Annotated in this window: 29 protein-coding genes; 5 read left to right on the top strand and 24 right to left on the bottom strand. The window is 34.8% G+C overall.

Going from position 1 to position 25,643, the window contains the following annotated elements; genetic code table 11:
• Window positions 1–101 precede the first annotated feature (101 nt).
• Window positions 102–266, top strand: coding sequence for a hypothetical protein (locus BK577_RS25970; protein WP_169908195.1), 165 nt, complete (start codon window positions 102–104; stop codon window positions 264–266).
• 24 nt (window positions 267–290) lie between these two features.
• On the opposite strand, the gene BK577_RS10395 is transcribed toward BK577_RS25970, so the two are convergent.
• Together BK577_RS10395 and BK577_RS10390 are read right to left on the bottom strand one after the other, a co-directional pair.
• Window positions 291–671 carry a YppE family protein gene (locus tag BK577_RS10395; protein WP_169908193.1) on the bottom strand — a complete coding sequence of 127 codons (381 nt, stop codon included), beginning with the start codon at window positions 669–671 and terminating at the stop codon, window positions 291–293.
• Window positions 672–726: 55 nt separating this feature from the next.
• Complete coding sequence (locus BK577_RS10390) at window positions 727–978, bottom strand: hypothetical protein (protein WP_078432816.1); 252 nt, start codon at window positions 976–978, stop codon at window positions 727–729.
• Window positions 979–1,152: 174 nt separating this feature from the next.
• On the opposite strand from BK577_RS10390, the gene BK577_RS10385 reads away from it, so the two are divergent.
• Window positions 1,153–1,251: a hypothetical protein gene (locus tag BK577_RS10385; protein WP_034332300.1), complete on the top strand. Its 99-nt coding sequence runs from the start codon at window positions 1,153–1,155 to the stop codon at window positions 1,249–1,251.
• 64 nt (window positions 1,252–1,315) lie between these two features.
• Here BK577_RS10385 and BK577_RS10380 read toward each other — a convergent pair whose 3' ends face one another.
• Window positions 1,316–2,299 (bottom strand): DUF2515 domain-containing protein, encoded by a 984-nt coding sequence (locus BK577_RS10380; protein ID WP_078432815.1) that lies wholly within the window; start codon window positions 2,297–2,299, stop codon window positions 1,316–1,318.
• Between the two features lie 137 nt (window positions 2,300–2,436).
• Here BK577_RS10380 and recU point away from each other — a divergent pair, with 137 nt between their 5' ends.
• Window positions 2,437–3,027 (top strand): Holliday junction resolvase RecU, encoded by a 591-nt coding sequence (gene recU / locus BK577_RS10375; RefSeq protein WP_078433530.1) that lies wholly within the window; start codon window positions 2,437–2,439, stop codon window positions 3,025–3,027.
• A gap of 73 nt (window positions 3,028–3,100) precedes the next feature.
• Window positions 3,101–5,761 carry a transglycosylase domain-containing protein gene (locus tag BK577_RS10370; protein ID WP_078432814.1) on the top strand — a complete coding sequence of 887 codons (2,661 nt, stop codon included), beginning with the start codon at window positions 3,101–3,103 and terminating at the stop codon, window positions 5,759–5,761.
• A gap of 85 nt (window positions 5,762–5,846) precedes the next feature.
• On the opposite strand, the gene BK577_RS10365 is transcribed toward BK577_RS10370, so the two are convergent.
• The 17 genes from BK577_RS10365 to BK577_RS10285 form a co-directional block, all read right to left on the bottom strand.
• Window positions 5,847–6,380 (bottom strand): YpoC family protein, encoded by a 534-nt coding sequence (locus BK577_RS10365; RefSeq protein WP_078432813.1) that lies wholly within the window; start codon window positions 6,378–6,380, stop codon window positions 5,847–5,849.
• Window positions 6,370–7,035 (bottom strand): endonuclease III, encoded by a 666-nt coding sequence (gene nth, locus BK577_RS10360; protein ID WP_078433529.1) that lies wholly within the window; start codon window positions 7,033–7,035, stop codon window positions 6,370–6,372. Before nth ends, BK577_RS10365 begins: the two co-directional genes overlap by 11 nt.
• Window positions 7,036–7,068: 33 nt before the next feature.
• Window positions 7,069–7,773 carry a DnaD domain-containing protein gene (locus BK577_RS10355; RefSeq protein ID WP_078432812.1) on the bottom strand — a complete coding sequence of 235 codons (705 nt, stop codon included), beginning with the start codon at window positions 7,771–7,773 and terminating at the stop codon, window positions 7,069–7,071.
• 137 nt (window positions 7,774–7,910) lie between these two features.
• Window positions 7,911–9,203, bottom strand: coding sequence for an asparagine--tRNA ligase (gene asnS, locus BK577_RS10350; protein ID WP_078432811.1), 1,293 nt, complete (start codon window positions 9,201–9,203; stop codon window positions 7,911–7,913).
• Between the two features lie 124 nt (window positions 9,204–9,327).
• Window positions 9,328–9,825: a cell wall elongation regulator TseB-like domain-containing protein gene (locus BK577_RS10345; protein WP_078432810.1), complete on the bottom strand. Its 498-nt coding sequence runs from the start codon at window positions 9,823–9,825 to the stop codon at window positions 9,328–9,330.
• A 14-nt stretch (window positions 9,826–9,839) separates the two neighbouring features.
• Entirely contained in the window at window positions 9,840–10,010 is a 171-nt protein-coding gene (locus tag BK577_RS10340) for a YpmA family protein (protein ID WP_078432809.1), read from the bottom strand.
• 231 nt (window positions 10,011–10,241) lie between these two features.
• Complete coding sequence (dinG, locus tag BK577_RS10335; RefSeq protein WP_169908189.1) at window positions 10,242–13,049, bottom strand: ATP-dependent DNA helicase DinG; 2,808 nt, start codon at window positions 13,047–13,049, stop codon at window positions 10,242–10,244.
• Between the two features lie 237 nt (window positions 13,050–13,286).
• The gene (panD, locus tag BK577_RS10330; RefSeq protein WP_078432807.1) at window positions 13,287–13,670 is read right to left on the bottom strand and encodes an aspartate 1-decarboxylase; all 384 of its coding nucleotides are present in this window, start codon (window positions 13,668–13,670) and stop codon (window positions 13,287–13,289) included.
• A 55-nt stretch (window positions 13,671–13,725) separates the two neighbouring features.
• A complete protein-coding gene (panC, locus tag BK577_RS10325) occupies window positions 13,726–14,568 on the bottom strand; it encodes a pantoate--beta-alanine ligase (protein ID WP_078432806.1) in 843 nt (280 codons plus the stop codon).
• On the bottom strand, window positions 14,565–15,404 hold the full coding sequence (gene panB / locus BK577_RS10320; RefSeq protein WP_078432805.1) for a 3-methyl-2-oxobutanoate hydroxymethyltransferase: 840 nt from the start codon (window positions 15,402–15,404) through the stop codon (window positions 14,565–14,567). Before panB ends, panC begins: the two co-directional genes overlap by 4 nt.
• A gap of 410 nt (window positions 15,405–15,814) precedes the next feature.
• Window positions 15,815–16,795: a biotin--[acetyl-CoA-carboxylase] ligase gene (locus tag BK577_RS10315; protein ID WP_078432804.1), complete on the bottom strand. Its 981-nt coding sequence runs from the start codon at window positions 16,793–16,795 to the stop codon at window positions 15,815–15,817.
• Complete coding sequence (locus tag BK577_RS10310; protein ID WP_078432803.1) at window positions 16,765–17,982, bottom strand: CCA tRNA nucleotidyltransferase; 1,218 nt, start codon at window positions 17,980–17,982, stop codon at window positions 16,765–16,767. The genes BK577_RS10315 and BK577_RS10310 overlap by 31 nt, the downstream gene beginning before the upstream one ends.
• Window positions 17,966–19,120: an N-acetyl-alpha-D-glucosaminyl L-malate synthase BshA gene (gene bshA, locus BK577_RS10305; protein ID WP_078432802.1), complete on the bottom strand. Its 1,155-nt coding sequence runs from the start codon at window positions 19,118–19,120 to the stop codon at window positions 17,966–17,968. Before bshA ends, BK577_RS10310 begins: the two co-directional genes overlap by 17 nt.
• Window positions 19,120–19,830 carry a bacillithiol biosynthesis deacetylase BshB1 gene (gene bshB1 / locus BK577_RS10300; RefSeq protein ID WP_078432801.1) on the bottom strand — a complete coding sequence of 237 codons (711 nt, stop codon included), beginning with the start codon at window positions 19,828–19,830 and terminating at the stop codon, window positions 19,120–19,122. The genes bshA and bshB1 overlap by 1 nt, the downstream gene beginning before the upstream one ends.
• Before the next feature lie 39 nt (window positions 19,831–19,869).
• Window positions 19,870–20,280, bottom strand: coding sequence for a methylglyoxal synthase (gene mgsA / locus BK577_RS10295; RefSeq protein WP_078432800.1), 411 nt, complete (start codon window positions 20,278–20,280; stop codon window positions 19,870–19,872).
• A 20-nt stretch (window positions 20,281–20,300) separates the two neighbouring features.
• Entirely contained in the window at window positions 20,301–21,098 is a 798-nt protein-coding gene (dapB, locus tag BK577_RS10290; protein WP_078432799.1) for a 4-hydroxy-tetrahydrodipicolinate reductase, read from the bottom strand.
• Window positions 21,099–21,111: 13 nt separating this feature from the next.
• The gene (locus tag BK577_RS10285) at window positions 21,112–21,426 is read right to left on the bottom strand and encodes a nucleotide pyrophosphohydrolase (protein WP_078432798.1); all 315 of its coding nucleotides are present in this window, start codon (window positions 21,424–21,426) and stop codon (window positions 21,112–21,114) included.
• A 159-nt stretch (window positions 21,427–21,585) separates the two neighbouring features.
• On the opposite strand from BK577_RS10285, the gene BK577_RS10280 reads away from it, so the two are divergent.
• Complete coding sequence (locus BK577_RS10280; RefSeq protein ID WP_078432797.1) at window positions 21,586–22,458, top strand: YitT family protein; 873 nt, start codon at window positions 21,586–21,588, stop codon at window positions 22,456–22,458.
• Window positions 22,459–22,506: 48 nt separating this feature from the next.
• Here BK577_RS10280 and ypjB read toward each other — a convergent pair whose 3' ends face one another.
• The 4 genes from ypjB to qcrB form a co-directional block, all read right to left on the bottom strand.
• Window positions 22,507–23,304: a sporulation protein YpjB gene (ypjB, locus tag BK577_RS10275; RefSeq protein ID WP_078432796.1), complete on the bottom strand. Its 798-nt coding sequence runs from the start codon at window positions 23,302–23,304 to the stop codon at window positions 22,507–22,509.
• A gap of 133 nt (window positions 23,305–23,437) precedes the next feature.
• A complete protein-coding gene (gene lhaT / locus BK577_RS10270) occupies window positions 23,438–24,031 on the bottom strand; it encodes a lipoprotein heptaprenylglyceryl N-acetyltransferase LhaT (protein WP_078432795.1) in 594 nt (197 codons plus the stop codon).
• A 99-nt stretch (window positions 24,032–24,130) separates the two neighbouring features.
• Complete coding sequence (locus BK577_RS10265; protein ID WP_078432794.1) at window positions 24,131–24,898, bottom strand: menaquinol-cytochrome c reductase cytochrome b/c subunit; 768 nt, start codon at window positions 24,896–24,898, stop codon at window positions 24,131–24,133.
• 67 nt (window positions 24,899–24,965) lie between these two features.
• Window positions 24,966–25,640: a menaquinol-cytochrome c reductase cytochrome b subunit gene (qcrB, locus tag BK577_RS10260; RefSeq protein WP_026560195.1), complete on the bottom strand. Its 675-nt coding sequence runs from the start codon at window positions 25,638–25,640 to the stop codon at window positions 24,966–24,968.
• Window positions 25,641–25,643: the final 3 nt, after the last annotated feature.

Here is a 25,643-nt window from a genome sequence, read left to right as displayed (position 1 = left end):
CTAATCGAAAGGATTCACTAATAATAATTTATCTATGTTCATACATGAATATCTTTAGGTTAGTTCATATTAGGAATGAGTCATGAAAAGGAGGTTATACAATGGCACGAGGTAAACATTTTAATCATAAAGAAAAAGGACATGCTCCTACAATTCCAAATCATGGTCAAGAAGTTACAGCTAAAAATACAGAACATGTAGAATATGACATAAAAACAGTTGGGACCGAAAACGAACGTCCTGTTAGTATAAAGGTTGATGAGTGAAATAAAACGAATAAGGACGTACTCTTATTGAGAGGCGTCCTTTTTTTCTATTTCATCCATAATTGTATTTAATACATATTCAACTGAGTGATGTAGGTTATGAAATCGTTGTTTGTTTACGTCTTTATAAAACGATTGGAGAACTACTTGCTCTATATTTTCCATGGCGGACTCAATTTGTGTTTGATGGATATATTTAGGTTTCTCCTTTTTTATCCAATCTAATGCATGTTGTTCCCAAGCATTTGCTTTATGTTTAACCAGTTCAAAAGTTGGTTTAACCTGTTCATAAAAGTATATCTCTGTTTTTTCAGGCTTAGTTTGTAAAGACTCAAATCTGTGCTTACATTCAGTTAAACATTTTAACAGATGTAGTGAGGATTTGATTAGATTTATATAGCTCAATTTGTTCACCTCAAGCTAATCATATCAAATTCTCCTCTATATTACACTTTTTTCATTACGCATTCGTTGCAGCGACAGGGAATTGATATTGCTTATAATGATCTTGTTTATGATGTGCTTTGTTTGTAATTGATGCTTTTGATATTGTTGTTAGTTGACGATCTATTTGATTAACTTTATCCATGATCTTATTCTCAAGTCTTGCTGGTGTTTTATGGTGATCTAAGGCCATCTCTAGTTTTATTAATTCAGTTTCCAATTCTGCTAACTTTTCCTCAATTACACTTTTTTCAATCATATTTTTCATCATTCTCCCTCCTCTATTGCTATGTATTCGTCATTTCATTCTTTCCCCCTTCAAGCTTGACAAAACTAGTTTCTATTCGGCAAAGAAAGTGAATTTATGCATTTTTCGACACCTTCTTTTGACCTGTATGGAAATGAGGATGATCGCACAAAATAACTGTAGGAGGTGCTAAAAATGGCAAAAAAACCTAAAGGTAAACAACAAACAGCTGAAGACAAAACAAAAATCCCTACTGATAAAAAGTTAGACGGTCCAAATCGTCCTTCTACATAAGGGCAACTAGTCTTTTAAAAAGCAAGGCTCAATTGCCTTGCTTTTACCTATTTTCAAGCTCTTTTTATCCATTCCTCCAATACTCTTGCAATAGAGTCAAAAGGTGTAATTGATCTTGTTTATGTTTAAACCAATCCGTTACCTCATAATTTTGTGGTATTTTCTTTTCCTTAAACCATTTTTTTATATTCTGACCATGAAACCAATCTTTTCTTTTTCCGTCTAATGTATGGGAGACAATTGGATATGCCATTCGTAACAAAGGAGTTTCTCTTCTTCTCTTTTCGGGAAAGTATTTTTCATAATCATATCTTGATCCAGTATGAGGAACAGTTTTTGCAAATGCTTCAAACTGCTGATATAAACCAGCATGAAATAATAGCCAGCCCAATCGTTTTCCCAAGTCTATCCGATTAGTTAGGTTTTGAAAGTTATAAACGGAAAAACCATATAATTTCCCTTGTAAAGTTGGAAAAATGACTGTACTGAAATGAAACAAATCTTGAAGTTTATACGGGGCTGAATGAAAGACATGCTGTTTATAAATTTTTTGTTTAATAACGGGTTGTTGTATAACGTTTTGTTCATTAATAATAAGTGATGTCATAAGGCGTTCCATTGATTGATGTTCCCAAAAATATTCCCATTCTTCTACCATAAACTTTGAGACACTAAAATGGGTTAAAAGATAAAATAATGGTTTCTTATATCGTTTTGAATATTCATAAATAAGTAACTGTGGATAGGCATCTTGAAAAATGGTCCAGTTTGCGCGTTCATATGTCATAAATAATAAATTTCTTTTCTCTGAGTTAAGGGCTTTTCTAAACCAATTACCTTCAAGGTCTGTCATATTCCAACCGGCATTTCTGGAGACCATGCTTGCCAAGAAAGCCCATTTTATCTCAGGATGCCTAAAATAAATTTTTTCATAGGCACTTGTTCTTGTAATATTGTCAATATTATATTTATTCGTATCATGATGAATATGAGCAAGCAATGATGGTTCATTTACTATTGTTTCTTTACTATTTTTAATCATTTTCATCCTCTACACTCCTCATACTTCTATTGTTACCCGATAAAGAAGTATGTACGCATTAACAAAATTGAAACTTTTTTATCATTCCTTTTTCATTTTTTTTGGTATGATAGGTAGTAGTTTTAAAGAGGAGGTAAAGTATGATCTTTCGTTATCCTAACGGAAAGCCTTATGAACCAAAGGTTGAACAAAAGAAAAAACAGCCACCTTCTATTACCTACAGTAACCGTGGTATGTCACTTGAAGATGATTTAAACGAGACAAATAAATATTATCTTGAAAATCAAGTAGCTGTAATACATAAAAAACCAACACCTGTGCAAATTGTGAATGTGGACTATCCCAGAAGAAGTGCCGCTGTCATTAAAGAAGCATACTTTAAGCAAAGTTCAACAACGGATTATAATGGCATTTATCGTGGAAAATATATTGATTTTGAAGCAAAGGAAACAAAAAATAAAACATCATTTCCTTTACAAAATTTCCATGCCCATCAAATTGAGCATATGAAAAATGTCCTATTTCAAGATGGAATTTGTTTTGTTATTTTATCTGCATTCAATCAATTTTATTATTTGGATTCTAAACATCTGTTAACCTTTTGGGATCGGCAATTAAATGGCGGTAGAAAATCTATCACTATAGACGAATTAAATGAAAGTGGCCATATCATCCCTACTGGATATCAAGCAAGGATTGACTATATCAAAATAATAGATAAACTATATTTTTAAAGATCCTTAAATTTGAACTAAATTTCTAATGAGAGAAAAATGAGTATAGCCTAAAATGAAAGGTTGGAATTACATGTCTGAACAATATAAGAGTCGTGAAGAACGAAGAAAAAAACAGGCTCAACAAAGTTCAAAGAAAAAAAAGAATAAAAAACCAAAAGCTGGATTATGGAAAAAGATCCTTATAAGCCTTTTAGCAATTGGTATTGTCGGTATGTTGGCCGGCGGTGTTACATTTGCTGTAATGGTTGCCGGGGCACCTCCACTGGATGATAAAAAACTAAAAGATTCATTTTCATCAAAGATATATGATATGAATGGTGACGAAATCACCGAATTTGGTCAAGTAAAGCGTACATATGTACCGTACGATGAAATTCCAAAAGTGCTTGAGAATGCTGTTTTAGCAACTGAGGATGCACGATTTTATGAACATAATGGTGTTGACGTCATACGTCTTGGCGGAGCTCTTGTTGCCAATATTCAAGAAGGGTTTGGTGCAGAAGGTGCAAGTACGATCACACAGCAGGTTATTAAGAACTCTTTATTAACTCCAGAAAAAACAATTTCACGTAAAGTTCAAGAATTATGGCTGTCTTTTCAACTAGAACAAAAATATTCTAAGCAGGAAATTCTTGAGATGTATTTAAACAAAATATATTTTCCTGGTAATGTTTATGGAGTAGCACAAGCAGCTGAATCGTTTTATGGAAAAGACTTAAGTGAGTTAGAACTTCATGAAGCAGCAATGATTGCGGGCATTCCGCAAAGTCCAAATAACTACAACCCTAGGACAAATCCTGAAAGTGCTGAAAAACGTCGTAACATTGTGTTAACACTAATGGCTAAGCACGGATTTATTACAAAAGCTGAAGCCGATGAAGCAAAAAGTATCCCTGTTCAATCAACAGTAATTGAGGATACTGAAAAAGCGAATCCATATCATGCATTTGTAGAAGAAGTAATAGAAGAAGTAAAAGAAAAAACAGATATTGATGCAGGATCAGCCGGATTACAGATTTATACGACACTGGACCCTGATGCACAGGATACGGTTGAAAATGTTATGAATGGTGATGCAGTTGATTTTCCTGATGATAAACTTCAAGCTGGAATCGCCTTAATCGACACAAAAACAGGTGAAATTCGAGCAATCGGTGGAGGCCGTAATCAGCCTGTAGGCGGTTATAACTATGCTACTGATACAAGACGTCAGCCTGGTTCAACAATTAAGCCTGTATTAGATTACGGCCCGGTTATTGAACATGAGAAATGGTCGACTTATGAACAAATTAACGATGAATCATATACTTACAGTAATGGAACACCAATTAATAACTGGGATCGAAAATTTAAAGGATGGATGTCCATTCGTGATGCTTTAGCAGATTCACGTAATATCCCTGCATTAAAAGCATTACAAGCAGTTGGTTTAGAAAAAGCCCAAGACTTCGCACAAGGATTAGGTATCCCATTGGAAGAAATCTATGAATCCTATGCAATCGGAGGATTTGATCATGGAGTATCCCCTCTTCAAATGGCAGGTGCTTTCAGTGCATTTGGTAATAACGGGATTTTCAATGAGCCATATGCCGTTAAGAAAATTGTATTAAGTGATGGTACAGAAATCAGTCTAGCTCCAGATCCGGAACCGGCTATGAGTGATTATACAGCCTTCATGGTAACGGATATGATGAAATCTGTTGTGGAATACGGCACAGGTAAATCTGTTCAAATTTCAAATGTAAATATAGCAGGTAAAACAGGAACAACCAATTTCTCGGAAGATGATAAAGCAAAATACAATGTTCCATCTGGGGCCTCTAAGGATGCCTGGTTTGTAGGATATAATCCAAATTATACGGCTGCTGTTTGGACCGGGTATAATATTACGGAAGACAGTGACAAAGTATATTTAGATTCTTCTGACCAACGACTAGCAAGAGCGATGTTTAGAGAAGTATTCCAAGAAATAGCAGGTGATGATGATTCTGATTTTGAACAACCAAACAGTGTTGTTGAAAAAGCCATTGAAAAAGGCTCAAATCCTGCCAAATTAGCAAGTGAATACACGCCATCCAGCAATATTACGTATGAATACTTCGTAAAAGGCGATGAACCAACGACTGTTTCTAAGAAATTTGAAAAAGTTGAAATTGATAAACCATCAAATTTATCGATTAACTATGATCAAGTAAATAATTCTATTAGTTTAAATTGGGAATATGGAGACACAGAGAATGTTTCATTCGAAGTGAAACAATCGATTGATGAGGGTCCATATGAAGTTGTAAACAAATCAAAAGACAAGAGTTTTACAATTAGTGATGTTATTCCTGGAGCTATTTATTCATACCAGGTTGTAGCTGTAAGTGATGAAGATGATAATAACCGCAGTGCTGCTGCAGCGACAAAGGTACAGGTACCTGAACCTGAAATTGATGTTCCTGAATTACCTGAAGATGGTACTGACGAAGAGACTCAACCAGACGAAGAAGGTAATGAGGAAAATAACGGAAATAATCAGGATGAAAATAACGGGAATAACGGCAACGGTCAAAATGGCAATACAGATAACAATAATCAAGATGGTAACCAGGACAACCAGAACGAAGATGGTCAGGATAACGGAAATGGTGAAACACCAACCGCACCAGATGTAGAAACAACAGTTCCTCCTACTAACTCAAATGGAAGTAACGAAGAAGAGGAAGAACCTGAAGAAGGACAATAAACAATATTTCTAAAGAACCGATTTATGATCGGTTCTTTTCTTTTTGTTTTCACAAAAAAAGATTACTTCATATGAAATAATCTCCTTAAATTTGTTTAAGTGCAATTGCCTTTGCATATATTTTTTCACATTCATTAAAAAGTTGTTCTAGCTGAATAAAAGCGTGATACTGAGTAGGTTTTGACATAATAAATAAAAGCCGTTCTTTGCAATTTACCGGCTTTCTATAAAAGTCATCCAGTTCCATATCGGAAGGACGCAGTCCAGGTACAGGTGAACGGTTTAACCAAAATAAACAAGCTATAAAAAGAGAGACACAGTGGACAAGTATACGTTCCGATTTATTGGATCTTTCTTTTTGCTTGTATATCTCTCTTGCATTTCCCTTTAATTGTTTCCACTCACCCAAAATTATTGAAACAAAATCCTTAGGATTTTCCCAAGGATTACATTCTAGTGTTTCTTTAAGAGCATATAACATATCAAAATAAAAAGGTTCATGTGAGAGGACTTGTGAAATAACGCTTGTATCTTGTTGTTGGAAGCTATTCTTATCGGGATAAAAAAGAGGATTGCGAAATGATGCAGGAATTTCCCATAATTCATTGCTATTTTGCATTTATTATTTTTTCCTTTTTCATTCGCTTTTGTCCTTCTCTGCATAAGTGTAATAATGGACAACTCTCACATTTAGGCGATTGAGCCTTACAATGATACCTTCCAAAAAAGATTAATCGATGATGAGTAAGCGACCATTCCTCTTCAGGTACTTTTCTCATCAGCGTCTTCTCAACTTCTAAAACGGAATCCTTCCACTTGCATATACCGAGTCTTTTACTCACTCTCTCAACATGAGTATCCACTGCAATTGCCGGTACACCAAAGGCAACAGACATGACCACATTTGCTGTTTTTCTACCTACTCCGGCAAGTTTCGTTAACTCTGTATGATCATTTGGTACCTCACCATTGTAGTGTTCAAGCAATGTCTCACATAGCTTACGAATATTTTTTGCTTTGTTTCTAAATAAGCCAATTGATTTAATATCTGTTTGCAATTCTTCCAGAGAAACAGCAAGATAGTCTTCAGGAGTTTTATATTTCTCAAACAAGTTTTTCGTTACTTTATTTACAAGTGCATCTGTACATTGGGCTGATAACGCAACAGCTATTACTAATTCGAACGGATTTTCATGTACCAATTCACAATGTGCGTCAGGAAACATTTCCCCTATCGTATCCAAACATTCTCGGATCTGTACTTTTGTTAACACCATTTTCACCTTCTTTCGATACAAACTACTGCGTTAATTTTCAAGCCAGTTATAAAATGGAACCTTTCTTTCATACTCTTCTTGCTGGTCTGGCTTATTTCCTTGAGTCCCCTGATGTTGACGGAATTTTCTGGAATGATTACGAGCTTGATCTATCGTCCTAATACCGTTTTTCTTCCATTCAAAAAGAATTCGGTCTATATACCGAAAATTAAGCTTTGCTGACATAACTGCTTCTCTTAACGCTGCTTTAATAATAACAGGGTCATAATCTTCTTGATCGATCCAAATAGACAGTGTTTCACATTCAAAAGGAGAAAGCGGACGACCAAATTCATTTTCAAAAACAGTATATAAACTTTCGTCCTCTTTTTTGTTTTGCTCCTGAATTTTTCGGTTGCTTTCATTAATTAGAAAAGTATAAAGCTTGTCCCATAACGGCTTTAATGAATATTGCTCAAAAAGAATAGACTCATGTTGATGTTCTTCTATCATTAAAAAGCCTTTTTGAATTAATTTTCTGAGGATTCCGGTACACTCTCCGGTTGAAATGAACATATGCTCTGAGAGTTCTGTGGGAGTAGGAAATTGATTTCCGATTTCTTTGAATTTTTTTACTTGAAGAAGCAAAATGAGTTCTTGTTCGTTTAAACCTAACTTTACATAGTAATTTAATAAAATAACCGGAACAGATATATTTCCTGTTTCTTGTAGATCAATAAATTGCTCTTTATTCATAAAAACACCCCTTACCTTATGGTAGTATACCATGACAATTCTTCACATTGTATATAATAAGCTTCGGTTGATATTGCCAATTAAGGAAAATGAAAAATGAAAAACTGACCCACATGAGAGAGTCAGTTTTCTTAATATTACGGATAAAGTCGATTTAATAAACGCGGGAATGGAATGGTTTCTCGAACATGCTCTACACCACTTAACCAAGCAACTGTTCTTTCAAGACCTAGTCCAAATCCTGAATGTGGAACAGATCCATATTTTCTTAATTGAAGATACCAATCATATGCTTGTTCATCCAGTTTGTGTTCATCAATTCGCTGTTTAAGTAGCTCGGCATTGTGAATACGTTCTGAACCGCCTATGATTTCTCCATAGCCTTCAGGTGCAATTAAATCTGCACATAAAACCACATCGTCACGGTTCGGATCAGGTTGCATATAAAACGGCTTTAGACTTGTAGGATAATGTGTAATAAACACCGGTTTTTCATAACTTTCTGCAATTGCCGTTTCATGTGGTGCTCCAAAATCATCGCCCCATTTAATTTCAGTAAACCCTTTTTCATGAAGGAACTTAATCGCTTCATCATAAGTAATTCTAGGGAATGGAGCTTTAACTTTTTCTAATTTAGCTACATCTCTTCCTAAAGTATTTAGTTCAAGGGAACAATTTTCTAAAACATTTTGAATGATGAACGATACATATTCTTCTTGAACTTTAAGATTATCCTCAAATTCATAAAAGGCCATTTCTGGTTCAATCATCCAAAATTCAATTAAATGACGACGTGTTTTGGACTTTTCAGCTCTGAAAGTCGGACCAAAAGAGAAAACTTTTCCTAATGCCATTGCTGCTGCTTCCATATAAAGCTGTCCACTTTGAGAAAGGTATGCATCCTCATCAAAGTATTTGGTATGGAAAAGCTCAGAAGTACCTTCTGGAGCACTTCCAGTTAAAATAGGTGGATCCACTTTTACAAACCCTTCATTATTGAAGAATTCATATGTGGAACGGATGATTTCATTTCTAATTTTCATTACAGCATGCTGACGTTTTGACCGTAGCCACAAATGACGGTGATCCATTAAGAATTCAGTTCCATGTTCCTTCGGTGTTATCGGATAATCTACAGATTCTGTAATCACTTTAATATTTGTGATCCCGAGCTCATAACCAAACGGAGAACGCTCATCTTCTCTAACTATTCCAGATATATATAAAGATGTTTCTTGGGTAATTGATTTTGCTTTATTAAATATTTCTTCCTCTACTTCTGCCTTTACGACGACACCTTGGATAAATCCTGTACCATCTCTAAGTTGAAGGAATGCAATTTTACCACTGGAGCGCTTATTTGCAAGCCAAACTCCAATCGTTACCTCTTGTCCAACATATTTTCCAACTTCTGCAATTGTTGTTTTCACTTTGTTCCCTCCATCAAGCACGATGTATATCTCTTTTATGTACTTTACATCGTATTATTATACGTTTTTTTCTGAAGTGCCGCAATATAACGGAGATAAGGCGAAACTTTCGGATAATTTACAGCTACGATTTTTTTAAGGCCATATGCTTGATGATTTTCCCATCATAAAAGTTGACATAATCAAATGTATATCGATCTGATTCATCTTGGTATTTTACTTCCCAAATAGGTATTCCCTCATCCATACCAAGCTGGACACTAATAATTTCTGAGGGATTATGCTCTTCATTTACACTTTCCAAAGCCTCATTTTTTGTTATTCCAACTGTTTTTTTCTTTACTATCATTTTTCTTTCTTTTTTAATATTTGAAATCCATCCATATACCTGTTCATTTTCATTGTTTGTGGCTGTAATAACATGGTATTTTTGATCTGAATTAAATGTGTTAATTTTACTGATGTTTTTAAGGTTTGCTTCTTCCATAGCAAACTGCTTGGATTGTTCATGTCCATCCTCATACTGCCCTCTTGCAGTTAAATAACTTGATGTTAAAATCCAAATTCCGGATATGATAAGAACTCCCAAAATAAATAATGGTATAACAATTTTTTTCTCCATTGTAATTTACATCCTTATGTACGGTATATTGTAAATACTGCTTTAGATTTGTCCTCTTGATCAAGTGCAAGACCAAACATTAAGTCATTTCTTTTCAATGTTCTATTTAATAAGTCAACAATTTTATATAGATCATCAGAATGATCAACAGTGACCGTTGAAACAATTTCAATTTTACTTTCCATGTAATATTCCTCCTGTCAAACACAAATATTGTAACTTATATGTCAGTTAGCTCTGGACACAATAACATTACAACAACCTATATTTTGTTGTATATATTGATTAATTATAAAGTGAAAACATGTACGTGAACATAATTTTCTCCTAACCCACATTTTAAATGGCTGATCCTTTTATCAGCCATTTTTTTATTAGAAAGATTTCATGTGTAAAGATCATATCGTAAAGACATGCTACTCATTAATCCAATCATCGATTGAATGTGTTAAAAGGTGCATTGGTTTATGTTCAATTTCTAATTTTGGAATAGATGTGATAAAATCTCTTCCATATTTAGTGGATAGGATCCGATTATCTAATATAAACAAAATTCCCTTATCCTTTTCATTTCGAATTAATCTTCCAAATCCTTGTTTAAATCGTAAAATAGCCTCTGGAAGTGAATAGTGGTAAAAAGAGTTCATTCCTTTGCTTTCTAAAAGTTGACATGTAGCTGCAACAGTTGGTTCATCTGGAGAAGCAAACGGAAGACGCACAATCATTAGTGCTTTTAGTTGATTACCGGGAAAATCAACACCTTCCCAAAAACTGCTTGTCCCTAATAAAATGGCTTTATCAAACTGACGGAAGTTTTTGGTTAACTTACTTCGGCTTCCACTTCCTGTACCCTGTCCCATGATAACAAAATCCTCTAGTGTTTCATCTTCCTTTAACAATGCATATGTTTTTCTTAACATTTCATAAGAGGTAAATAAAACAAGCAGCTTACCTTCTGTTATCTGTGAAACAGTACTTATATGTACAGCAATTGCTTCTGAATACTCCTCAAGTGTAACATCATTCACATTTGGCATATCACTAGGAATAAACATTTTAACTTGTTTTTCATAGTTAAATGGTGTTTCAATTCGTAATTGCTTTGGATAAAAATCTGACAGGCCTATAGTTTGCAACATGTATGAAAACGATTTTTTTATTGTTAATGTTGCAGATGTTAAAATTGCACTTTGAATGTGTGAAAAAAATTCATCAGCTAAATAATCGTTTACTTCTATAGGTTGTGCATAAATAGATACTGCATTTTTCGCACCTTTAGTATCTATTTCAATCCACCTTACGACCAAATCATTTTGATCAAAAAATAAAAAGTCAAAGTGATTTTTATACGTTTCCAGCAATGAAATGCTCTGCTTAAAGTCTTCAAGAACTAACTTTTCCTTTATAGACTTAGACATTATATAAGATTCATCAATTCCCTGACTTTCTTTTTCCATTAAATGAATGATATCTTTCATCATGAATTGAAGTCTTTTAGCTAACTCTAATAATGAATCCCAAGTCCGGTTATTCTCCTTATTTGGAAGATATCGATAGGATGCTCGGTTTAATGGGTTGTCTTTTTTCTGTTTTAATACATATGAATGCAACCCTGCAAAAAATTGGTGATTTTCTTCTTGTAACTGAATAAGTAGATCGTCAATTTTATAAAATGAAGCTGAGAATTTATGCTCATTTTGAATTTTCACAAATTGCTTTAATAGTCCTGTTGAATGTGTATTTCCAAGGTTATGTATCAAGTGATGCAGATCTAAATAATGAAATCTTACACCAAGCTGTTCAGTTGCTACATGGTGAAAGTGATGTGCTTCATCAATGATTACTTCCTGGTATGTTGGTAAAAGCTTTTGGTCACGGGATAAGTCGGATAATAACATAGCATGGTTCGTAATGATTATATTTGCGGATAAAGCTTTTTCCTTTGCTTGTTGATAAAAACAAAACATTTGAAAAGGATTGTTTAAAAATGATGATTGATCAACATGTAGATTATCCCATATTGTTTTACCGCCAGAAGGTAAATTTAATTCATCCAAGTCTCCGCTGACAGTTTCTGTTAACCATATTAATATTTGAGCTTTAGTTAAAATATAGTCATAATTATCATCTGAATCTTTTAACGATTGTTCAAACTTTTGCAAACATAAATAATGGCTTTGGCCTTTTAAAAGTGTTGCTGAAAAAGATACTGGTAAAAGCTTCTTTAAAACAGGAATTTCCTGCTCCATTATTTGCATCTGCAAGTTATTCGTATACGTACTAATAACAATGGGTCTTGATTCTTGTAGAGAATAAAAGATGGCTGAGACCAGGTAAGCCATCGTTTTCCCGATTCCTGTTGCAGCTTCAATTAATACATGTTGATGAGTTAAGAAGGCCTCAATGATATCTTCAATCATTTTTATCTGGCCTACCCTTTCATGAAATAAAGGGAATGCTCTTTTTATCTCATCATTTTTATTCGAAAAAAGGTCCAAAAATTGTTCTTTTGATAAAATTGGAGTCGATGATGCTTCATTTTCTTTCATTCTTTTTCTCAATGCCAATGTTCTTACAATCTCAATTTCAGGATGTATTTGTTGTTCTAAATTCACTAATTTTTCTGAGAGGATCTGTTCAAATACATCTTCCATATCGCTAATAAATGACCTTGACAACTTTGAAAGCTGTTGAAGTGTGATAATTGGTAACACAGTTAATTTTTTTATAATATGTAAAAACAGCAAGGCTGTGGCTTCGGCATCACTATCAGCGCGATGAGGGTTTTCGTGATCCATTTTGAACTCTTCACTAAGATCCGAGAGTTTATAACTTTTCTCAGTAGGAAATGCCATTCTTGATAATTCCACTGTATCAATTACCGGTCCCGAAAATTGGTAACCGCATCTCATAAATTCTTCCTGTAAAAATGATAAGTCAAAATACACATTATGTGCTATAAAATACGAGTCCTTGAGTAATGTATGAATATCCTTTACAATTTCATCGAATGTCGGTGCATTCTCAACCATTTCGTTTGTTATCCCTGTTAATTGTTCAATAAACAAAGGAATGCTTTGTAATGGATTAACAAAGCTCATATATCGATCAACAATTTTATTATTCTCAATGACGACAGCCGCAATTTGTATAATTCTATCTCCTTTTTTGGGAGAATTTCCAGTCGTTTCTAAGTCAATAACAACATAACGTTGTACTTTCAAATTAAACACCTCTATTATTTCAAAAAGCTTCACCGAATAATATTCACCGAAGTATCTTTTTCTCATTGCCTGTTGTAATAGTTTACCCTAATCTGAAGGAGTTTTGAATAACTTTTCAAAAATGTAAAGGGCGGCTTATCTATAAAATGATGTAAAAATTAAATAAGACCTATCTATAAAAGACTTTTTCGAAGGTTACTGTCCGAAAGAGTCAATTATGAGGTAGGTCTTTTACCTTTACAGGATTGTAGCAGCTGGTTCCTGCCCTAAGATTTCAACAATTTTATTATTCTCATCCATAATTGCTATTTTTGGCTGGTGACTAGTAATGTTCTCTTCAGCTATCATTGTATAAGTTAAGATGATGACAACATCACCTTCTTGAACAAGTCTTGCTGCTGCCCCATTTAGACATACTACCCCGCTCCCTCTTTCTCCGGGTATGATATAAGTTTCAAGGCGGGCACCGTTGTTATTGTTCACTATTTGCACCTTTTCGTTTGGAAGCATACCTACTGCATCTATAATATCCTGGTCAATTGTTATACTGCCAACATAGTTTAAATTCGCTTCTGTTACTCGTGCACGATGAATTTTAGCATTCAACATTGTACGAAACATTCATTTTTTCCCCCAAACAATTTTTTTATCTATATTGTCATTATTTTATATTTCATTAAATTTCAATCGTTATATTATCAATTAGTCTTGCATTTGTAAACTTAACTGCTAAGGCAATAATGATTTTACCGTTAATTACATCTAGTTCCTTAAGCTCGGGATACGATAAAATTTCAATATAATCAATTATACCGGAAGTTTCTGTTTTAATTAATGATGAAACTTGCTCAATGATTGCCTGTTTATTTCTTTCTCCATTTAAAATCGTTTCCTCTGCTATTTTTAAGCTTTTATATAAGATAGGTGCCTGTGATCGTTCTTCTTCATTTAAATAAACATTGCGAGAACTTTTTGCTAAGCCATCTTCCTCTCTAACTGTCGAAACAGGTACTAAGTCAATTGGAAAATGAAACTCTTTGATTAATCCATCAATAACAGCAACCTGCTGAGCATCTTTCATTCCAAAATAAGCCCGATTAGGCTGCACTAAATGAAATAGCTTTGTAAGTACAGTTGCAACTCCGTCAAAATGCCCACTTCTGGATTTTCCACATAGAACATTTACGCGATTCTGAACAGAAACTGTATATGAAGGTTTCTTGGGATACATTTCATCTACTTGAGGTCTAAACAGCATATCTACACCCGCTTGTTTGGCAATCGCTTCATCGCGTTCTGCATCTCTTGGATATGACTCAAAATCCTCATTAGGACCAAACTGCAGAGGATTAACAAAAATACTCAAGACCACAATATCGTTTGCCTTCCTGGCTTCTTCAATAAGCTTTACATGTCCTTCATGTAAAAAGCCCATTGTGGGTACAAATCCAATAGTCTGATAACTTTGATAGCTATCCAATTTATTTATAAGATCTTGTTTTGTTTCAACGACAATCATTTACTTATTCCCCCGTACAAGCTGTGCAATACTTCCTCTTTCATATTAAAAGAGTGTTTTTCTTCAGGAAATGCTCTATTTTTGACATCTGATATATATTGACTAATTGAGGTCTGAACTGTTTCAGAAATGGTTCCGTATTGTTTGACAAATTTCGGGACATATCCAGATCCGTAGCCTACTAAATCATGGTACACCAAGACTTGACCATCTGTTTGACGGCCAGCACCAATTCCAATAGTAGGGATTGTTAGTAATTTTGTAATCTCTTCTGCTAATTGTTGCGGAACACACTCTAATACGAGAGCGATCGCACCTGCTTCCTGGCATCGTTTAGCATCAGCAATTAGTTTTTTTGCTGCTTCCGTATCTTTTCCTTGCACTTTATATCCACCGAGTACATTAACTGATTGTGGTGTCAAACCTAAGTGGGAAATAACTGGAATCCCTCCGAAAGTAAGCGCTTCGATAACAGAAGTTACACCATCAGCTCCTTCTAATTTAACAGCATCCGCCCCACCTTCCTGCATAATTCTAGCCGCATTTTTCATTGTTTCATCCTTTGAAAGATGGTAGGACATAAACGGCATATCTGTTACAACAAAAGTGTCCTTTGCACCACGTTTAACAGCTTTAGTATGATGAATCATATCATTAACGGTTACCGGGATTGTAGAGTCATAACCAAGTACAACCATCCCCAGTGAATCTCCTACAAGGATCATATCAATTCCTGCAAGTTCAGCTTGCTTAGCACTAGGAAAATCATATGCTGTCAACATGGTAATCGGCTCATTTCTTTCCTTCATCTTCATAAAATCTTGTCTTGTTTTCATGTTTTCCCTCCCAGTCAATAGATGTGGAACTTATGACTTTAACAGTATTGTTGGGTAGTACATTAAAAGAAAAACTAAGGAGAGAAGATGAATGACCTGAATATTTGGTAAAAAATATGCTCCCATAATCACTTAATTAATTTAATATAAAAATCCTTCATATCAACAAAGATAGAAGGATTAGAAGTTTTTATAGTCAGATTCATCCCTCTGTCCTAGTCCATTCATGGATCAAGGCAGGTTAAATTAACGAAATTTTTGTTCTTATTATTACTGATAATAAGCAATTATTACTCAATATTTTTCTTTTAACGGTGTAGTTCTAATTTAGATACTACCCATAGAAAAGTATAGCAGAAAAATTTGCTAAACACCATTGTGTTACAGCATAAAAAACATTCATTTTTATATTACTGAAGTTCAATATCTGCTGAATAAATCTGTTTTACCGAACCGTCACTTGTTTGAATTAATAAAACGCCAGCATCATTTATCCCAATTGCTTTCCCCTCAACAGTGCCATTTATTGTTCTTGCCGTAATTGGCTTTTGTAAACTAACAGCATAGCCTTCCCAAAGTAACTTAATTGGTCTAAAACCTTGTGCTAAATAAAGTGAGTAGAGATTCTCAAATTTCAAGAGTATCTCTTGAATCAATTGGGCTCGATCCCATTGTTTATCTGTTTCTAAATGAATGGACGTTGCAACATGATGCAGCTCCTCTGGAAAATCAGATATGGATTGATTTACATTTATTCCTGTTCCAATTATGATCGAATGTACCCTATCGGCTTCAGCCTGTAATTCTGTTAAAATACCAACCAGCTTTTTTCCATTAATTAAAATGTCATTTGGCCATTTTATATCAGGCTTTAGTGGAGTAATCTCCTCAATAGCTTGTACAATGGCTACTGCCGTTAAAAGGGTCAACTGTGGAGCTGCCTGAACAGCTATATTTGGTCTGATAATAAGACTCATCCAAATTCCTGTCCCGCTGGGAGAATACCATTGTCTCGCCATTCTCCCTCTGCCATTTGTTTGTCGTTCTGCAACTACAATGGTCCCTTCCTCCGCTCCTTCATTTGCTAATGTTTGAGCTATTTTTTGAGTAGAAGATACTGTTTCTTCAAAATGAACATGGTGCCCCATTTTCATAGTCTTAAGCCCAATTTTAATTTCATTATCACTAATTTTATTTGGCTTTTTTGTTATGCGATAGCCCAATCTCCTTACTGCTTCTAATTCGTATCCGTCTTTTCTTAGGTCCTCTATATGCTTCCATACTGCTGTTCTAGAGCAGCCAATATATTCACTAAGTTTTTGACCTGATACAAAACCGCCTTCTGCGTTTGAAAAGGCTTCTAATAATTTTGATCGAAGTCCTGACTGCATGTTGATAGCCACTCCTTTATTTCTGATCTTTTATTTTCTATTCTCTTCAACAATATTGCTTTTTCAATTTCTTCCATTACCTGTGCGACCCAAGGACCTGGTTCTTTATTTATCCATTTAATTAAATCATGTCCATTAACTGCTATTTCTTTTTTTGTTTTGATAGGTAATTGATTAAAAGAAACTTTCAATTTACTTACATTTTCATTTATTTGTTGCGAGTTTAGTAAAATAGACCGGATCCTTTCAACAGCAATTGCTGTACCAAGACCAGCCTCATATAATAATAAATCTGTCCATACTCGATTTTTCAATTGTATAGTAAGGAAGGAAAGATTTTTTTTTACAGAATTTATTAATTTATTTGGTAGTTTCCATTTTCTCAAAAAAATTTCAACTGAAGAAGGGCTTCTATAATATGTTAATACAGTCCAAAATTCTTCCCTTGTAGTAAGGTATTTAAACGGAAAGGAGGAAAGCTTTTCTAACATCAATTTTCCTCCAACAAAACCTGGTAAATAGTTATATACTTTGCATTGAATAACAAGATTTAAAGCTGATTTAACATTTACACCTTTTAACAGCTTCTCTATTTCTGTTGTCTTTCTTTCAACTGAGATTGCGTCAAGTAAATGAACGTGATGTTTGATTGCTTCTTCTGTTTCTAAAGCCAAGGTGAAATGTAATTGACTTACAAATCGAAGAGCTCTCAGCATTCTTAAGGCATCCTCATTAAATCTTTCTTTGGGCGAATCTACAGTATGAATCAACTTTTGTTTCATATGATTTTTACCGTGAAAATAATCAAAAACTTCACCATTAATGTTCATAGCCATTGCATTAATGGTGAAATCTCTTCTACGTAAATCCTCTTTTAATGAGGTGATAAATTGGACATTTTTTGGACGTCTGAAATCTTCGTATCCTGATTCCGCCCTATATGTCGTGACTTCATACTGCTCTTTTTCATGCAAAACAATAATTGTGCCATGCTCTGCTCCAACATCTATCGTTTTAGGAAAGATGTTCTTAATATCTTCTGGTTTAGCTGAGGTCGCGATATCTATATCTCCAATTTCTCTTCCTAATAAGAAATCACGGACTGCCCCACCAACAAAATAGGCCTCAAAGCCTGATTGATGTAGTTTTTCTAAAATCGGTTTGGCTTCATCAAATGGAGTCTCCAATTTTTACACCTTCTAGTAACTTATAGTAAATTGATTCATATTGAGAAACAATTTTATCAGAATGAAAACGTTCCTTAGCAAGAATTGTGGCGCTTTCTGCCATTCTGTTATGTAAATCTTGATCAGATAATATTTGAATGGCTCTAATAGCAATAGTCTCAATATCACCTACGTCACATATGTATCCTGTTTCACCTTCAAGGATTACTTCAGGTATTCCACCTGCATTCGTCCCGATACAAGGGACACCACACGCCATAGCTTCTAAGAGCACCAAGCCAAAGCTTTCCTTTTCTGATAATAATAAAATTAAATCACTGATTGAGTAAAGTTCTTCTAAACTGTCTTGTTTACCAAGAAATAAAACATGTTCAACAAGGCCTAATTCTCGTACCAGTCTATTGACATATGTCATTTCAGGACCGTCTCCAACCAGAAGAAGCTTTGAATTTACTTTTCTATGTATTTTGTGGAAAGCGTAAACAACATCTTGGACCCGTTTTACTTTTCTGAAGTTTGATACATGGATAATAACCTTTTCATCTTCTGCAATTTTATACTCTTTCTTCAAATGCATGGCATCCTTTTTATAATAAACACGATCATCAATAAAGTTGTAGACTGTTTCAATTTTTTTATCAGGATGCAGCAAATCATGTGTTTGATTAACCAATGCATTTGATACTGCCGTTACCTGATCTGATGATTCAATTCCAAATCGAATCATATCAGCCAGAGATTGATCGTACCCGAGCACCGTAATATCGGTACCATGTAATGTTGTAACTATTTTTAAATCTTTTTTCACCATTTGTTTAGCTAAATATGCACAAATTGCATGTGGAATAGCATAATGGACATGAAGCAGGTCTAAATCCTCTCTGTTTGCAACTTCCGCCATTTTACTCGCTAACGCTAAATCATATGGTGGATATTTAAAGACTGAATATTGATTAACCTCTACTTCATGAAATGTAATATTACAATATACTTTATTTAATCGAAAAGGAAGACTTGAGGTAATAAAATGTACTTCGTGTCCTTTTTCGGCTAATAATTTTCCGAGCTCTGTTGCTACAACACCTGAACCGCCAACAGATGGATAACATGTTATTCCTATTTTTAGTTTCTTTTTCATTATGCATCACCTATCAAATCATTAGAAAGTAGGATTGGCTTTCTTGATAAAAACCCCTCAGCAAACATGACACCAACCTCTTTTCCATAAATTCGTTCTCTACTTTCTACAGCTTCGATATAACCATTTGTTAAAGGTGTATCTGCTGAACCTTCTACTTTTTCAAATTGACTATCATATGCACGTAAACTATTTAGTTTGATCTCAATAGTATCAGATATATCAATTACAAAATTCGGTTTATGAAATCCGTTAATCATATAAAAATACACATGTTGAACACGATGGGCAGGTAAACCCTGACTGTCTTGATAATTTTTGATCCCTGCTGAAAAAACTGCTTCTTCAACCAGTCTCGAACAATTCCCATGATCTGGATGACGATCTTTAAAATAAGGAGCGAAGACTACTCGTGGTTTGTATGTTCTAATAATTTCAACAATTTCTTTTATGGTTGAATCTGATAAATAGAGACCCCGATCTGGAATTGATAGCTGAATTCTCTCTGTAATGCCTAAAATTTCACCAGCAAGTTTTGCCTCTTTTTGTCTAGTTGAAACTGTGCCATTTGACGATAATTCAGCCTTAGTTAAATCACAGATACCTATCTTTAATCCTTTTTGACTATACTTAGCAATTGTTCCCCCCATCCCGATTTCGACATCATCAGGATGGGCACCAATCGCAAGGAAATCCAATTGTTTACTCATTTTCCTCTCCTTGTAACATAGTATACAATCATATAAAGTTTATTTTTCTTTCTTTTCGTGAATGACATTACGCCATTGGAAATCTCCGCGATCCAATCCACGTACTAATATCTCCGCTGTCCCCATATTTGTTGCTAGTGGTATTGAATAAACATCACAAAGACGAATTAATGCCGTAATATCCGGTTCATGTGGTTGTGCTGTTAAAGGATCTCTAAAGAAAATAACCATGTCCATTTCATTTTTGGCGATCAAAGCCCCTATTTCTTGATCTCCTCCAAGAGGGCCTGATTGAAAACGATGAACAGGTAAGTCAGTAGCCTCATTAATACGAAAACCTGTAGTACCTGTAGCAAACAGTTGGTGCTCGGAAAAAATCGGTTGGTAAGCCATCACAAATTGAACAAGATCGTTTTTCTTTTTATCGTGAGCTATTAATGCAATTTTCATGAACATTTCCCCTTTATCTATTATTCAATAATATTCTCTAATCCATATACTAATAAATCTACATTCATAACATTTTCAACAGCTAATTTAACTCCAGACATAAATGAAGCACGGTTATAGGAGTCGTGACGAATCTTTAATGTTTGACCATCGCCTCCAAAAAGAACCTCCTGATGAGCAATTAAACCCGGAAGGCGAACACTATGGATACGAATACCATTCATATTCGCCCCTCGTGCACCTGGTAAGATTTCGTGTTCATTAGGATGACCTTGTTGTTTTTCTTCTCTTACTTCAGAAATCATTTCCGCTGTTTTTAAACCTGTTCCTGATGGAGCATCTAATTTTTGATCATGATGTTGTTCTATTATCTCAACATCTTGAAAATACTTGGCAGCCATCTGTGAAAATTTCATCATCAAAATAGCGCCGATTGCAAAGTTAGGAGCAATAATCGCACCAATCCCTTTTTCTTCTGTTAGTTGTTGAAGCTCCTTTAAATCTGCTTCAGAAAAACCAGTTGTGCCAACAACCGGGCGTACGCCATGCAGTAACGCTTTTTTTGTATGTACCTTCCCAATTTCAGGTGTAGTTAAATCAATTAAGACATCAGGGTTTGTCTCAAAAAAACATTTTTCTATATCTGTATAAACCGGAACATCTGCATTAAAACCTTCAATTTGATTAAGTCTCATTCCTTCGTATTTATGGTCGACAACTGCAACTAGTTGAAATTGTTTTGTGTCTTCTACGAGTTTTACAGCTTCACTGCCCATTCTCCCACGTGCACCAGCAATAACAATCTTAATTTCTGACATAAATAAATCTCCTTTAATTTTCTTTTCTTGTCCAACGGTCCTTATCTCTAGTATTGAACTTTTCCAAAACTAGATTATGGGCTTGTTCCAAATCTATTTGTAAAGAATTAGCAAGGCAAATCAGGACAAATAATACGTCTCCAATCTCTTCCTCAGTCTTTTTCTCTTCTTCCGATGTTTTTTTCGGTTTTTCACCATAGGAGTGATTTATTTCTCTTGCTAATTCTCCAACTTCTTCAGTAATTCTAGCCATCATGGCTAATGGTGAAAAATAACCTTCCTTAAATTGACCTATGTAATCATCTACTTCTTTTTGAAGGTCTTTCATAGATTTATTCTCCACTTTTATCACCTCATTCTTTTCTATTCAATGTTAGCTAAATCATCATTAATTTACAATTATTTCGTCATGAATTTATCAAAATTTGCACCTTGACATTCTATCAACTATAATATTTACGCTGTGATGTATTAGCGGAGGTGGAACATGCTACAAGATCTTAGGATAAAAAACATCGTATTTATTTTGATTGGTTCAGGTATTTTTGGTTTTGGTCTTGTTCATTTTAACATTCAGAACAACTTGGCAGAAGGCGGATTTACCGGTATAACACTTTTGCTTTATTTTCTTTTTCATATTGACCCTTCCATATCTAACCTGGTCTTAAACATCCCTCTTTTCATAATAGGTTGGCGGGTACTTGGGAAGACTTCTTTTGTTTACACAATTATTGGAACAGTTAGTCTTTCTTTATATTTATGGATATTTCAGAGATACCAAATCCAGATGCCATTGAAAGATGACCTTACTTTGGCCGCACTATTTGCAGGTGTTTCAATCGGAATTGGCCTTGGAACAATTTTCCGGTACGGAGGTACAACTGGTGGTGTAGATATCATTGCAAGGTTGACTCATCGATATATTGGTTGGAGCATGGGAAAAACAATGTTTTTATTTGATTTATGCGTGATCACGATATCCTGGGTAGCATACCTTTCTTATAAGGAAGCTATGTATACACTTGTAGCTGTTTTTGTTGGAGCCAGAGTAATCGACTTTATGCAGGAGGGTGCTTATGCTGCAAAAGGTGCAACGATTATTTCAAATCTTCCTGAAGAAATATCTGCTAAGATAATGAAGGAAATGGATCGTGGAGTTACAATTTTAAAAGGGCAAGGATCTTATTCCAAACAAGATCGAAATGTCCTTTATTGTGTTGTTGGAAAAAATGAAATTGTTCGTTTGAAAAATGTTATTACTTCGGTAGATCCTCATGCATTTGTTGCGGTGAGTGATGTTCATGATGTGTTAGGTGAAGGTTTTACCTTAGACGAAAATAAAAAACCCTTATCAAGGTAACATGCTAAAAGAGAGTGATAAAAAAGTCACTCTCTTATTGGTGATACTTTATTCTTTACTATTGTCTTTTTCTCGTTTTACAAGCTTTTCTTTTTCTCCTCGATACTTTCTAAAACCAGAGTAAGATAATGCTAAAAAGATAATACTTCCTGTTGAGATCATAACCCATAATAATGATGGGTCTGCTTCATCCTCTTTGACTCTTTCAAAAATTGCTTTTAATTCTTCTTCCATAATAGCTAATTGTTTTGCTTGACTCGTTTCAGGTATTTCTTGAAAGAGTTGATTTTCCACAACAGAGATATGTTCATCCATACGTTTTATGTGTTGTATATCCAGATCCACTTGAATACTGGGATATATGACTTCATAAAGTGCAAGAAATTCATTAAAATCATGTTGAAAGGATTGATTATCTCCTTCTTGTACATCGCTTTTCATTTGAGAGAAAGTCTCCATTATGGACGATTCCATTGAGCCCCATAATGGTTGATGCTCAGATACCATTGCATCGACCACTAAACGAAATTTCGTTAAAGATCTTACCTTTTCGGTCGTACTTACTTTATCGTCTAATAACAGCTCGTGTGCATTTTGATGGGTATTCGAAAGAGTCCGGTAATGATCGAGTGATAGTACTTGTCTGTCAATTGGAATTTCTTCAAATTTGACAGCAAAGTACTCTAGTAGTTGGACAGACTCGTTAAACCGTTCCTGCTTTGCTAGTTGCAGGGCCGTATCAGCTATCTCATTAAGTGATTTCCAGTCGTACGATTCATCTGCAAATGCTGGTTTTATATGTAGAAGCAACATACTAAAAATAATGACGACTAATAATTTCTTCATCCTTGTCCCCCCTAGAACATCTATTAAAACGTATGTTCATTGGGACAAGGTTAGACCAACAATTTACCTTGAATGTCTGTAATTTTTGTTATCTATTTATTAGACTAATTAAAGAAACCTAGCAGCAAAAGTGCTAGGTTATTTCGAGTTGCTTGAGTTGATTTTTTATCACTAAATAGTAAGCTATTCCTATTGACATTAAACTTAACCAGAATGTCATATAACCGATTTCATTTAAATAATCCATTAAAACACTATAGCGGGGCATCATTTCAAATACATAGTCTATGACATCATTATGTAAAGTCCAAATTGCAGCTACTATCAAATGCCATGCTTTAAACCGGTAATATGAGGCATATAATAACCCCTGAACAGCCATGCCAAAATGAGAGGCAATAAGCATATAACCTTCCCAAGGTAAAGTACCATTTACCGCTAATACAAGCAGATTCATAATAACAGCCCAAATACCATATTTAAATAACGTAACAATTGCTAAGGCTTCAATAATTGGTAAATTCCGTTTAAATAAGAAAGCAAATAAGGCAATCGTAAAAAACAGACTTGCTGTTGGACTATCTGGAACAAATATATAAAAATGAGCAGGTGTTTCTGCCAATTGATATCTGTACCAATAATATCCGTATATCGTACCAAACAAATTAATGATGAACATAACAAATATGATTGGCCTCTGTCCTAATAGATATTGGAATACTCTCATTAATTCCACACACCACACTTAGTATTTTTTTGATACTAGCTAATTTCTTACACCAAATTATATTATTTTTATCAAAAAAAAGCTGACAAATGTCAGCTTTTATTTTGAAGTCACACCAGAGATAAACTCTGAAAGTACTTTTAATTCTTCGTCAGTACCTTTAAATACTCCAGCAGGCATACTACCTTGACCATTCTTAGCAATATCTGCAATAGCATCAGGCTCTAAACCATTGTCAACAAGAGCTTTACCGGCAGCTCCTCCTTCAAGGTTATCACCATGACATGAAATACAGCCTTGCTCCTGATAGATAGCATATCCTTCAGATTCTTTATCAATATCCGCTTCAGCTTTTATTTTCCCCTGTTCAGCTGCTGCTTCCCAGTCGTGTGTTGCAACAGATTCCCAAGTTAAGAAGAATGTTGCCGCAACACCAAGAATCATCATACCTACTGCAACAGGTCGCTTAGCAGGGCGACGTTCAGTCCCTCGATCCAAGAATGGAGCTAACATTAATGCACCAAATGCAAGTCCCGGAATAACGATTGCTCCGATTACTGTATATGGACCAGATGCAAACGAATATTTTAACAATTGGTATAAGAATAAGAAGTACCAGTCTGGTAATGGAATATAGCCAGCATCCGTAGGATCTGCTACACGCTCAAGCGGTGATGGATGCGCTATGGTTAAACATAAAAATCCGATTAAGAAAACAGCACCAACTAACCACTCCTTGAGGAGGAAGTTCGGCCAGAATGCTTCTGTTTTCCCAGGGTATTCCGAATAATCCTTCGGAATGTTAGGTTTTCTCTCGGCTGAAATACGAGAGTCACCGACAAATTTCATACCTTTTCCGCGATGCATGATTTCCCCTCCTTACTAAGGTGGTTTCCGATATAAATAAAATTACACTGATTAATCATATTTCTTCTTATAGTGGACCAGAAATACCTTGCTTACGAATCATAATAAAGTGAGCTGCCATTAGACCGAATAATGCAGCAGGTAAGAAAAAGACATGGATAGCAAAGAAACGGGTAAGTGTTTGAGCACCTACAATATCCGGGTGTCCTGATAACAATGTCTTAACTGTTGGTCCAATTAATGGAACAGATTCTGCAATTTGCAGAGTAACTTTTGTAGCAAATAATGCTTTCATATCCCATGGTAATAAATAACCTGTTAAACCGAGTCCAAGCATAACAAAGAAAATAAGTACACCAACTACCCAGTTTAATTCACGAGGTTTTTTATATGCCCCTTGGAAAAAGACACGAAGTGTATGTAGGAACATCATGACAATAACCAGACTGGCTCCCCAGTGGTGCATACCACGAACAATTTGACCGAAAGCTACCTCATTTTGAAGATAAAAAACTGATTCCCAAGCATTTTTAATGTCCGGTACATAGTACATCGTTAAAAACATACCAGAAAGAACTTGGATAACGGTAACAAAGAACGTTAATCCGCCAAAGCAGTATACAAAGGCAGAAAAATGATGTGCAGGGTTTACGTGCTCTGGAACTTCATGGTCAGCAATATCGCGCCACATAGGCGTAATATCTAACCGTTCGTCAACCCAATCATAAATTTTGTTAAGCAATTT

Source organism: Metabacillus halosaccharovorans, from assembly GCF_002019635.1.
GTDB lineage: Bacteria > Bacillota > Bacilli > Bacillales > Bacillaceae > Metabacillus > Metabacillus halosaccharovorans.
This window is presented reverse-complemented; position numbering and strand designations above follow the sequence as displayed.

Bases quoted from the DNA above. Each gene is read 5' to 3' on its own strand.
- BK577_RS25970 (WP_169908195.1), top strand. From the start codon at position 102: ATGGCACGAGGTAAACATTTTAATCATAAAGAAAAAGGACATGCTCCT.
- BK577_RS10390 (WP_078432816.1), bottom strand. From the start codon at position 978: ATGAAAAATATGATTGAAAAAAGTGTAATTGAGGAAAAGTTAGCAGAA.
- BK577_RS10385 (WP_034332300.1), top strand. From the start codon at position 1,153: ATGGCAAAAAAACCTAAAGGTAAACAACAAACAGCTGAAGACAAAACA.
- BK577_RS10380 (WP_078432815.1), bottom strand. From the start codon at position 2,299: ATGAAAATGATTAAAAATAGTAAAGAAACAATAGTAAATGAACCATCA.
- BK577_RS10370 (WP_078432814.1), top strand. From the start codon at position 3,101: ATGTCTGAACAATATAAGAGTCGTGAAGAACGAAGAAAAAAACAGGCT.
- BK577_RS10365 (WP_078432813.1), bottom strand. From the start codon at position 6,380: ATGCAAAATAGCAATGAATTATGGGAAATTCCTGCATCATTTCGCAAT.
- BK577_RS10355 (WP_078432812.1), bottom strand. From the start codon at position 7,773: ATGAATAAAGAGCAATTTATTGATCTACAAGAAACAGGAAATATATCT.
- BK577_RS10345 (WP_078432810.1), bottom strand. From the start codon at position 9,825: ATGGAGAAAAAAATTGTTATACCATTATTTATTTTGGGAGTTCTTATC.
- BK577_RS10340 (WP_078432809.1), bottom strand. From the start codon at position 10,010: ATGGAAAGTAAAATTGAAATTGTTTCAACGGTCACTGTTGATCATTCT.
- panD (WP_078432807.1), bottom strand. From the start codon at position 13,670: ATGTTTCGTACAATGTTGAATGCTAAAATTCATCGTGCACGAGTAACA.
- panC (WP_078432806.1), bottom strand. From the start codon at position 14,568: ATGATTGTCGTTGAAACAAAACAAGATCTTATAAATAAATTGGATAGC.
- panB (WP_078432805.1), bottom strand. From the start codon at position 15,404: ATGAAAACAAGACAAGATTTTATGAAGATGAAGGAAAGAAATGAGCCG.
- BK577_RS10315 (WP_078432804.1), bottom strand. From the start codon at position 16,795: ATGCAGTCAGGACTTCGATCAAAATTATTAGAAGCCTTTTCAAACGCA.
- bshA (WP_078432802.1), bottom strand. From the start codon at position 19,120: ATGAAAAAGAAACTAAAAATAGGAATAACATGTTATCCATCTGTTGGC.
- bshB1 (WP_078432801.1), bottom strand. From the start codon at position 19,830: ATGAGTAAACAATTGGATTTCCTTGCGATTGGTGCCCATCCTGATGAT.
- mgsA (WP_078432800.1), bottom strand. From the start codon at position 20,280: ATGAAAATTGCATTAATAGCTCACGATAAAAAGAAAAACGATCTTGTT.
- dapB (WP_078432799.1), bottom strand. From the start codon at position 21,098: ATGTCAGAAATTAAGATTGTTATTGCTGGTGCACGTGGGAGAATGGGC.
- BK577_RS10285 (WP_078432798.1), bottom strand. From the start codon at position 21,426: ATGAAAGACCTTCAAAAAGAAGTAGATGATTACATAGGTCAATTTAAG.
- BK577_RS10280 (WP_078432797.1), top strand. From the start codon at position 21,586: ATGCTACAAGATCTTAGGATAAAAAACATCGTATTTATTTTGATTGGT.
- ypjB (WP_078432796.1), bottom strand. From the start codon at position 23,304: ATGAAGAAATTATTAGTCGTCATTATTTTTAGTATGTTGCTTCTACAT.
- lhaT (WP_078432795.1), bottom strand. From the start codon at position 24,031: ATGAGAGTATTCCAATATCTATTAGGACAGAGGCCAATCATATTTGTT.
- BK577_RS10265 (WP_078432794.1), bottom strand. From the start codon at position 24,898: ATGCATCGCGGAAAAGGTATGAAATTTGTCGGTGACTCTCGTATTTCA.